The sequence below is a fragment of the Xanthomonas sp. WHRI 7945 genome (genome assembly GCF_035026585.1).
This window is the reverse complement of sequence record NZ_JAYIQP010000028.1, coordinates 24099-33901: the sequence shown is the minus strand read 5'-3', so window position 1 is coordinate 33901 and position 9803 is coordinate 24099. Positions and strand designations below refer to the sequence as shown.

Below are 9803 nucleotides of genomic sequence, written 5' to 3'. Positions count from 1 at the left end.
TGCCGCGCCGCAGTGGCCTTGAAGCGTCAGTGGCGTTCGCCGCGCCGCCGCGCGCCCACGCGTTGCGGTCAGGGCTTGTTTTGCTTCGGAAGCCGATCCAGCCGCGTGCCGCTGGCGCGGTCGTGCCGCGCCGCAGTGGCCTTGAAGCGTCAGTGGCGTTCGCCGCGCCGCCGCGCGCCCACGCGTTGCGGTCAGGGCTTTTTTTGCTTCGGAAGCCGATCCAGCCGCGTGTCGCTGGCGCGGTCATGCCACGTCAACCGTTCCCGATCCACCAGCGCCCACCAGAATCCCAGCCCGCCCAGCAGCAGCGACAGCGTGCCGACCAGATAGCGCCGCCACAACGCGCCCCAGGACGGCGTGCCGCCATCGGCGCCGTGCAGGCGCAGCCGCCACGGGCGCATGCCCAGGGTCTGGCCGCCGCGGCGCCAGCTCAGCGTGGCGTACAAGCCGGCCACCAGCCAGCAGCACAGCCACAGCAGCCACTGCAGGGCGCTGAACGGCGCGATGTTCTCGCGCGGCGCATGCCCTTCGAGCGTGTAGCCCAGGGTGAACAGCGCCGAGATCACGAACCACAGCGCCATCACCGGCCACGCATCGTAGAACAGCGCCAGCAGCCGCCACGGCAGCAGCGCACGGGGACGGGAAGCGGTGGCGGTGGACGCGGCGGCGGTCATCGCCACAGCTTAGCGGCAGCGCCACCGGCGCGTCACCGGCTGGTACCGGGATCGGCGCAGTCGCCGCCTTGCGCCGCACGAAGTCGGCGCTAGGCTGTTCCCGGTCCCCGGTCCCCGGTCCCCGGTCCCCGGTCCCCAGTCCCCAGTCCCCAGTCCCCAGTCCCGAGTCCCCAGTCCCGTAAGCTCTCCCAATGCCCGACCTCCACACCCCCGCCGAACGCCGCCAACAGGCACAACGGCTCGCCCCGCTGTGCGATGCCGATGCCGTCGCGATCCAGCAGTTCCTGGACGTGGCCTGGGCCGAGCAGGGCCTGGCGCGGCAGAGCCTGGACAGCTACCGGCGCGACCTGGAGGGCTTCGCGCGCTGGCGAGACGGGGCCGGCGGCGGACTGGCGGGGGCCGATCGCCAGGCTTTGTTCGACTACCTGGCCTGGCGCGCCCGGATGGGCTACTCGCAGCGCAGCAACGCGCGCTGGCTGTCGTCGCTGCGCGCGTTCTTCGCCTTGCGCCTGCGCCGCGGCGAGCGCAGCGACGATCCGACCGCACTGCTGGATCCGCCCAAGCTGCCGCGCTCGCTGCCCAAGGCGCTTGCCGAGAGCCAGATCGAGGCGCTGCTGGCGACGCCGGACGACGCCGACCCGGCCGGGCTGCGCGACCGCGCGATGCTCGAACTGATGTACGCGGCCGGGTTGCGCGTCAGCGAGTTGGTCAACCTGCCGGCGAACGCGGTGAACCTGCGCCAGGGCGTGCTGCGCGTCACCGGCAAGGGCAGCAAGGAGCGCCTGGTGCCGCTGGGCGAGGAATCGCAGCACTGGCTGCAGCGCTATCTGGACACGGCGCGGCCGGCGCTGGCGGCGGCGCAGGCGGTGCCGGCCAGCGACGGCATCGTGCCGATGTTCATCGATGCGGCGCGGCGCCCGCTGAGCCGGCAGCAGTTCTGGGGCCTGGTCAAGCGCTACGCGGCGCTGGCCGGCATCGATCCGGTGCTGGTCAGCCCGCACGGCCTGCGCCACAGCTTCGCCACCCACCTGCTCAACCGCGGCGCCGACCTGCGTGCGTTGCAGATGCTGCTCGGCCACAGTTCGCTTTCGACCACTCAGATCTACACCCTGGTCGCGCGCGAACACCTGCAGAAACTGCACAGCAAGCACCATCCGCGCGGCTGAGCCGCGTGGCGCGTTGCGCCGCCGCCACGCCGCGGCCATGACCTCACTCCTGCCGGATCGGATCGATTTGAACCTCCTTGCTGCCATCGCGTCGCAGGCCCGCTCCAGCGCCTGGCCCGTCCTGTTCCTGCTCGTCGCGAGCAGCGCTGTCGCCGCGCCGGTCGCATCCGGCGACAGCCCCTGGCAACTGGCCGCGGCATCCTCCGCGCTCGACGCGCAGGCGCCGGCGGTGCGCCGCCGCGAGGACCTGCTGTTCTGGTCGCTGGCCGATGGCCGGCGCGAACCGGCCGCGGTCGTGCACCTGCTGGTCGAGGCGCCGTACGCGCAGGTGCAGGCGGCGGTGCGGGCGACGCTGCAGGCGCAGGACGGGGTCGAGGAACGCAGCGCCGCGTCCGAACTGTCGTACCTGCCGGACGAGTGGGACGAGGTCCTGCTGTCACGGCGCGCCGACCTGCGTGCGCTGTTGGTCGCGCAGGTCACCGCGCCGATGCTGGAGGCGGCGGTCGCGCAGGGCGCGCTGACCGCGGGCGAGGCGCAGCTGCGGCTGCAGCGGGCGCACCGGCGCACGCAGTGGGCGCCGCAGGATCGGCATGCGCTGGCCGCGTTCCGCGTTGCGCACTATCCGCAATACTGCGCCACGCGCAGCGAACGCCAGGGCCGTGGTGGCGGCCTGGAGACCACGCTGTGCGTGTTCGACGTCTCCGCTGCGTTCGGCACCGCGGCCACCGCGCTGCGCATCGAGCGCACCGACACCTACGCCAATCCCGAGCACAGCGTGTTCAAGACGCTCTCCCACATCGATCCGTTCGGCCCGTCGCCGCCGCCGCGCCAGTTGCGCCAGCGCGTGGTGCCGGCGGCGTTGTTCCAGGGCGTGCGCGCGGCGATCGCGGCGAGCGCGCCACAGGCGGCGCTGCATGTCGCCGCCTCGCCGCTGGCGTGGACATTGCCGGCTGCGCCATTGCCGCCCGCGCCGCCCGTCGCCTTCGTGGCGGCCGGCAACGGCGTTGCGCCGGTCCCGGTCGAGGCGCTGCCGTGGGACGCGCTCGCCGGCATGGCCGCGGCGACGAACGGCGCGCGCTACCCGCAGGACCTGCTGGCGCTGCCCGACGGCGACCTGCTGCTCAGCATGCAGGTCCTGGGCGGCCCCGCCAGCGGCACCCGGCTGTGGCGGCTGCACCGCGACGGCGAGCAGTGGCAGGCGGCGCTCGTCTGGCAGGGCGAGGAGGGCGCGCGCCGGCTGATGGCGGACGCGCAGGGCGGCAGCGTGTGGTTCCGGGCCAAGGCCGCTGGCGACGAGGACGAGGTGCTGCACGTCTACGACGTCGGCACGCGTCAGCTGCGCCGCCATGCCGTTGCCGGCGACGCGGCGGACGACCGCGGCTACCCCCGCTGGGAGCTGGATGCGGCGCAGCGTCCGGCCTATTTCGCGCACCACAGCGACGCCGCCGGTGCCGGCGCGTTCGGCAGCGGACGCTTCACGATGAGTACGCCGGCCACGCCGCCACCTAGCGACGGTCCCTGGACCTTCGCGCGCGCCTTCGCCGCGCCGCGGCAGGCGCTGATGGACGGCGCGAGCAAGGGCAACGCACAGCTGTGGCCGGTGCGGCTGCGCGATCCGCGTGCGCTGTGGGTGGAGGACGCCGAGGGGCTGGCCGAACTGGATTCGGGCAGCGGCCGCGTATTGCGTGCGTTCGCGCTGCCGCAACGCTTCGGCGTGCCGGACCCGTTCGACGCCAGCGGCGTGGCGCAGTGGGTGCCGACGCCGCTGGGCTCGCTGCAGGGCGGCTGGATCGCCACCGGCTTCGTGCTGCTGCTGGACCCGCACGGCACGTCGCCGCCGCGCTTCGCGCCGGCGGCGGACGGCGGCGAACGCTTCGTCGGCATGCACGTGGTCGACCTGCGCGACGGCAGCGTGCGGCTGTCGGCGCTGCTCGGCCGGGCCGAGACGCTCAAGGCCGCGGCGCGCTCGGCCCATGGCCGGCTGCTGGCGCTGGGCAGCGACGCGCCCGGCGGCGGCCTCCAGGTGGCGGTGTGGCCGCTCGCCGCGACGCGTCCCCCGCTGCCGCTGGCGGCGCCGGCGCGCGCCGGGCTGGCGACGCTGGCGTTCGCATGGAACGGGCAGGCGCTGTGGGCCCTGACCGATCGCGGCCTGCTGCGCTGGGCGCTGCCGGCCGCGCTGCACGATCCGGCCGCTGCCGGCGCCTACCCGGAGCATTCCACCGACTGAGCGCGCGCCCAGCGGCGCGCGGCTGTCTACACGAGGCGGTCGGAGCGGTATGCGACAATCCGGCCGATTCGTCGCTCCCATGGATAGCCAATGCTCCGTATTGCCTTTAGCGCGCTGTTGGGCGCCGCCAGCCTTTCCGCCTGCGCGCAGCCGGCCGCGCCACCGTCCAAGAGCGCCACGGCCGCAGCCGCCAAGCCTGCCGCCGCGACCGCTCCTGCCGGTGCTCCGGGCGAACAGCGCGTGCGTGCGGCGCTGCTGCAGCTGGACCCGAACTTCAAGCCCGACTACATCGGCACCGCGCCGTTCCCCGGCTTCCGCGAGGTCGTGGTCGGCGGGCAGGTGCTGTACGTGTCCGACGACGGCCGCTACCTGTTCCAGGCGCAGCCGTTCGACATCCAGGAAAAGCAGTTCGCCTCCAGCGAAGGCCTGCTGAGCTACCGCCGCAAGCTGCTGGAATCGGCGCCGCGCACCGAGCGCATCGTGTTCGCGCCGGCCAACCCGAAGTACACCATCAGCGTGTTCACCGATATCGAATGCGGCTACTGCCGCAAGCTGCACAGCGAGATCGCCGAACTCAACAAGCAGGGCATCGCGGTGGAGTACCTGGCGTTCCCGCGCATGGGCCTGGGCAGCCAGGACTACAAGGACATGGTCGCGGTGTGGTGCGCGGCCGACAAGAAGAAGGCGCTGACCGACGCCAAGGCCAGCGGCAAGGTGCCCGGCGCGGCCAGCTGCAAGAACCCCGTCACCATGCAGTACAACCTGGGCCAGCGCCTGGGCGTCAACGGCACCCCGGCGATCTTCGCCCCGGACGGCACCCAGCTCGGCGGCTACCTGCCGCCGGCGCAGCTGCGCGAGGCGTTGGACAAGCGCGCGGCCGAGGCGGGTCGGGCGGGCGGGAGTCGCTGAGGCTGCCGGGACTGGGGACCGGGGACCGGGGACCCGGAAAAGCAGGTGTGCCGCGGCTGAGAGTCTGCTGTGCCATGCAGTGAAGCCGGCTATCTCTCCCGGTTTGTTTTTTACGTGAACCCTGCCGCCGGCGGGGTTCATGCTTTCCCGGTCCCCGGTCCCCGGTCCCCGGTCCCCGGTCCCCGGTCCCCGCGGTCCCGGCTACAATAGCCAGCCCGTTTCCTCACACGGTTCCCCGGACATGATCGTCCTCGAGGGCGCTTCCGCCCTTTCGCCGTTCCGCCGCGCTCGGCTCGAAACCCGCCTGCAATCCGTCGTCCCCGGTCTGCGCATCGCCGGCGCCTGGCACGTCTACTTCATCGACAGCGACGCCGACGCCGCGGTGGATACCGCCACCGCGCAGCGCATCCTGCAGGCGCAGGACGCGCCGATCGCGGCCGAGGCCGGCACCTGCTCGCGCTACGTGGTGCCGCGGCTGGGCACGCGCTCGCCGTGGTCGAGCAAGGCCACCGAGCTGGTGCGCGGCGCCGGCCTGGCGATCCGCCGCGTGGAGCGCGGCACCCGCCTGGACCTGGCCGGCTGGCCGCAGGACGCGATCCAGCAGGCGGCGCTGGCCAAGCTGCTGCACGACCCGATGACCCAGTCGCTGCTGGACAGCGCGACCCAGGCGCAGGCGCTGTTCCAGGCACCGGCGCGCGGCGACGTCGAGCGCATCGCGCTGGACCAGCTGGAAGCGGCCAACGCGCGGCTGGGCCTGGCCCTGGCCCAGGACGAGATCGACTATCTGCGCCAGCGCTTCGGCGAACTCGGCCGCGATCCGGCCGACGTCGAGCTGATGATGTTCGCGCAGGCCAATTCCGAGCACTGCCGGCACAAGATCTTCAACGCCAGCTGGAGCATCGACGGCAAGGAGCAGGAACGCTCGCTGTTCCGGATGATCAAGCACACCCACCAGCAGACCCCGCAGTACACGCTCAGCGCGTACAGCGACAACGCCGCGGTGGTGGAAGGGCATCCGGCCGCGCGCTACCGCCCGGATCCGGCCAGCGGCGAATACCGCAGCGAGCCGGTGACGCCGTCGGCGTTCTGCATCAAGGTCGAGACCCACAACCACCCGACCGCGATCGCGCCGTTCCCGGGCGCCTCCACCGGCGCCGGCGGCGAGATCCGCGACGAGGGCGCCACCGGCCGCGGCGGCAAGCCCAAGGCCGGCCTGACCGGTTTCAGCGTCTCGCACCTGCGCATCCCCACGCTGCCGCAGCCGTGGGAGGGCGAGCGCCCGTTGAACCCGCGCATGGCACCGGCGCTGGAGATCATGCTCGAGGCCCCGCTCGGCGGCGCCGCGTTCAACAACGAATTCGGCCGGCCCAACCTGCTCGGCTATTTCCGCAGCTTCGAACTGCCCGAGACGCAGGACCTGACCCGCGCCTACGACAAGCCGATCATGCTCGCCGGCGGCCTCGGCGCGATCGACCGCATCCAGGTCGAGAAGATCCGCCTGCAGCCGGGCGATGCGGTGATCGTGCTCGGCGGCCCGGCGATGCTGATCGGCCTGGGCGGCGGCGCGGCCAGTTCGGTGGCCTCCGGCGACAGCGCCGAGGACCTGGATTTCGCCAGCGTGCAGCGCGACAACCCGGAGATGGAGCGGCGCGTGCAGGAGGTCATCGACCGCTGCGTGGCGCTGGGCACCGACAACCCGATCCGCTGGTTCCACGACGTCGGCGCCGGCGGGCTGTCCAACGCCATTCCCGAGTTGCTGCACGACTCCAGCGTGGGCGGCATCATCGACCTGGACCGCGTGCCCAGCGACGACCCGTCGCTGTCGCCGATGCAGCTGTGGTGCAACGAATCGCAGGAACGCTACGTGCTCGGCGTTCCGCAGGCGCGCCTGGCCGAATTCGCCGCGATCTGCGAACGCGAGCGCTGCCCGTTCGCCGCGGTCGGCGTGGCCACTGCCGAAGAACGGCTGGTGGTGGGATATGGCGTCCTGGATGCCGGGATTAGGGATTCGGGAGTAGAGACTGGCAACAGCGCTGCGCTGGCCGCTTCCAACGAATCCCCAATCCCCAATCCCCAATCCCGGCACCCGATCGACCTGCCGATGGACGTGCTGTTCGGCAAAGCCCCGAAGATGCACCGCGATGCGCGGCAGCCGCCAGCGCCGCGCTGGCCGGAGCTGGACACCGACACGCTGGACCTGCGCGAAGCCGGGTTGCGCGTGCTGGCGCATCCGGCGGTGGCGGCCAAGAGCTTCCTGGTCACCATCGGCGACCGCAGCGTCGGCGGGCTGACCGCGCGCGAGCAGATGGTTGGTCCGTGGCAGCTGCCGCTGGCCGATTGCGCGATCACCCTGGCCGGGTTCGATACCTATGCCGGCGAAGCGATGGCGATCGGCGAGCGCACCCCGCTGGCGCTGCTCGATGCCGCCGCCGCGGCGCGCATGGCGGTCGGCGAAGCGATCACCAACCTGTGCGCGGCGCCGGTCGAGGCGCTGGCCCAGGTCAAGCTGTCGGCGAACTGGATGGCCGCGGCCAACCACGCCGGCGAGGACGCGCGGCTGTACGCCGCGGTCAAAGCCGTGGGCATGGAACTGTGCCCGCAGCTGGAGCTGAGCATTCCGGTCGGCAAGGATTCGTTGTCGATGCAGGCGCAGTGGAATGTGGCCGGGACTCGCGACCGAGTGGTCGGGACCGGGGACCGGGGACCGGGGACCGGGGAGGAGCAAGAGCAGGATGCCCGCGATCCCGCCGTCGCCGATCCTGCCGCTGTTCCGGGTCCCTGGTCCCCGGTCCCCGGTCCCGGCTCCACCACGCACAAAAGCGTTTCCCCCGTCTCCCTCATCGTCTCCGCGTTCGCCCCGGTGGCCGATGCGCGTACCCAGCTGACGCCGTTGCTGGCGCGCGAGGCCGACAGCGAGTTGTGGCTGATCGGGCTGGGCGGCGGCAAGCAGCGCCTGGGCGGGTCGGTGCTGGCGCAGGTGCATGCCGAAGGCGGCTTGCCGGCGTTCGGCGGGCCGGTGCCGGACCTGGACGATGCGCAGCGGTTGCGCGCGTTCTTCGAACTGATCCGCGATGCGCGCGCGGCTGGGCTGCTGCTGGCGTACCACGACCGCAGCGACGGCGGTGCCTTCGCCACCCTGTGCGAAATGGCCTTCGCCTCGCGCCAGGGCCTGGAGATCAACCTCGACGCCTGGGGCGACGATCCGTTCCGCAGTCTGTTCAACGAGGAACTGGGCGCGGTGGTGCAGATCGCCAAGGAAGACCGCGCCGCGTTCGCCGACCTGGTCGAGCGCCACGCGCTGACCGAATGCGCGCAGCGCATCGCCCGTCCCAGCACCGCCGCGGTGGTGCGCGTGGGGCTGGCCGGCAAGACCCTGGTCGAATGGCGCTGGGAGGAATTGTTCGATGCGTGGTGGTCGGTGAGCCATGCCCTGCAGAAGCTGCGCGACAACCCCGACAGCGCCGACGAGGAACGCGCCGTGGCGCGCGATTTCGCCGCGCCTGGGCTGAAGCCGAAGCTGGCGTTCGACCCGGCCGAGGACGTGGGCGCGCCGTTCGTCGCCAGCGGCCAGCGGCCGAAGGTGGCGATCCTGCGCGAGCAGGGCGTCAACGGCCAGATCGAGATGGCCAACGCGTTCGAACGCGCCGGCTTCCGCGCCTTCGACGTGCACATGAGCGACCTGATCGCCGGCCGCGTGGACCTGGCCGATTTCGTCGGCCTGGCCGCCTGCGGCGGCTTCAGCTACGGCGACGTGCTCGGCGCTGGCCGCGGCTGGGCCACCTCGATCCTGGAGCGGCCCGCCTTGCGCGATGCGTTCGCGGCGTTCTTCGCGCGCCCGGACAGCTTCGCGCTGGGCGTGTGCAACGGCTGCCAGATGCTGAGCCAGCTCAAGGACATCATCCCCGGCGCCGAGCATTGGCCGCGCTTCCTGCGCAACCGCAGCGAGCAGTTCGAGGCGCGCACCAGCCTGCTGGAAGTGGTGGAGTCGCCGTCGATCTTCCTGCGCGGCATGGCCGGGTCACGGATCCCGGTGGCGGTGGCGCACGGCGAAGGCCGCGCCGAGTTCGACACTGCCGTCGACCAGGCCGCCGCGCGCGTGGCGCTGCGCTTCGTCGACGGCAACGGCGAGGTCGCGCAGCGCTATCCGCTGAACCCGAACGGCTCGCCCGACGGCATCACCGGCCTGACCAGCGACGACGGCCGGGTGACGATCCTGATGCCGCATCCGGAGCGTACCCAGCGCACGCTCAACCTCAGCTGGCACCCCGAGGGCTGGCCCGACGATTCGCCGTGGCTGCGCATGTTCCGCAACGCGCGGGTGTGGGTGGGCTGAGCACGCGCCTGCCGCGTCCGCCGTCGGCGGGCGCGGCGGCATGCTGCAAGCGGGCACGCCTTGCGCCGACCCGGCGCATGATCCGTTGCGGCGCGCGCGCTGCGCCGTGTCGACCGGCGGCTGATTTCAGACCTTGTGGGAGCGACTCCCTTGTGGGAGCGACTTCAGTCGCGACGAACCAACCCGGAAAACGTAGCGGCATCGGCGTCGGTGCACTCACCTCCACGAGCCGTTTCGCGCCCGGACCCTCACCCCAACCCCTCTCCCGATGGGAGAGGGGCTAACGGCTGTTCCCTTCTCCCACCGGGAGAAGGTGCCCCGCAGGGGCGGATGAGGGTACGGGCGAAGCCTCGCGCACCCGACTCAGCGAGCCGCTTCGCGCCGGACCCTTACCCCAACCCCTCTCCCGGTGGGAGAGGGGCTGACGGCTGCTCCCTTCTCCCCTCGGGAAAGGCAGGCGCGGCTGTTCCCTTCTCCCCTCGGGAGAAGGTGCC

The 9803-nt window shown here is 72.3% G+C and carries 5 protein-coding genes; 4 read left to right on the top strand and 1 reads right to left on the bottom strand.

All coding sequences use genetic code 11. The features are described 5' to 3' along the window. Positions 1-191 precede the first annotated feature (191 nt). On the bottom strand, positions 192-674 hold the full coding sequence (locus VDQ83_RS17045; RefSeq protein ID WP_455435825.1) for an RDD family protein: 483 nt from the start codon (positions 672-674) through the stop codon (positions 192-194). A 191-nt stretch (positions 675-865) separates the two neighbouring features. Between VDQ83_RS17045 and xerD the strand changes: the two genes are divergently transcribed. The 4 genes from xerD (at position 866) to purL (ending at position 9309) form a co-directional block, all read left to right on the top strand. Further along, positions 866-1840, top strand: a complete 975-nt coding sequence (gene xerD / locus VDQ83_RS17040; RefSeq protein WP_455435824.1) for a site-specific tyrosine recombinase XerD — start codon at positions 866-868, stop codon at positions 1838-1840. Positions 1841-1907: 67 nt separating this feature from the next. Further along, positions 1908-4067 (top strand): hypothetical protein, encoded by a 2160-nt coding sequence (locus VDQ83_RS17035; RefSeq protein WP_455435823.1) that lies wholly within the window; start codon positions 1908-1910, stop codon positions 4065-4067. 90 nt (positions 4068-4157) lie between these two features. Then, positions 4158-4976 carry a DsbC family protein gene (locus VDQ83_RS17030; protein WP_455435822.1) on the top strand — a complete coding sequence of 273 codons (819 nt, stop codon included), beginning with the start codon at positions 4158-4160 and terminating at the stop codon, positions 4974-4976. Between the two features lie 241 nt (positions 4977-5217). After that, complete coding sequence (purL, locus tag VDQ83_RS17025; RefSeq protein WP_455435821.1) at positions 5218-9309, top strand: phosphoribosylformylglycinamidine synthase; 4092 nt, start codon at positions 5218-5220, stop codon at positions 9307-9309. Positions 9310-9803: the final 494 nt, after the last annotated feature.

What these genes read in the sequence shown, in the direction of transcription:
- VDQ83_RS17030 (WP_455435822.1), top strand. Translation starts at nt 4,158, where the DNA reads ATGCTCCGTATTGCCTTTAGCGCGCTGTTGGGCGCCGCCAGCCTTTCC.
- VDQ83_RS17045 (WP_455435825.1), bottom strand. Translation starts at nt 674, where the DNA reads ATGACCGCCGCCGCGTCCACCGCCACCGCTTCCCGTCCCCGTGCGCTG.
- xerD (WP_455435824.1), top strand. Translation starts at nt 866, where the DNA reads ATGCCCGACCTCCACACCCCCGCCGAACGCCGCCAACAGGCACAACGG.
- purL (WP_455435821.1), top strand. Translation starts at nt 5,218, where the DNA reads ATGATCGTCCTCGAGGGCGCTTCCGCCCTTTCGCCGTTCCGCCGCGCT.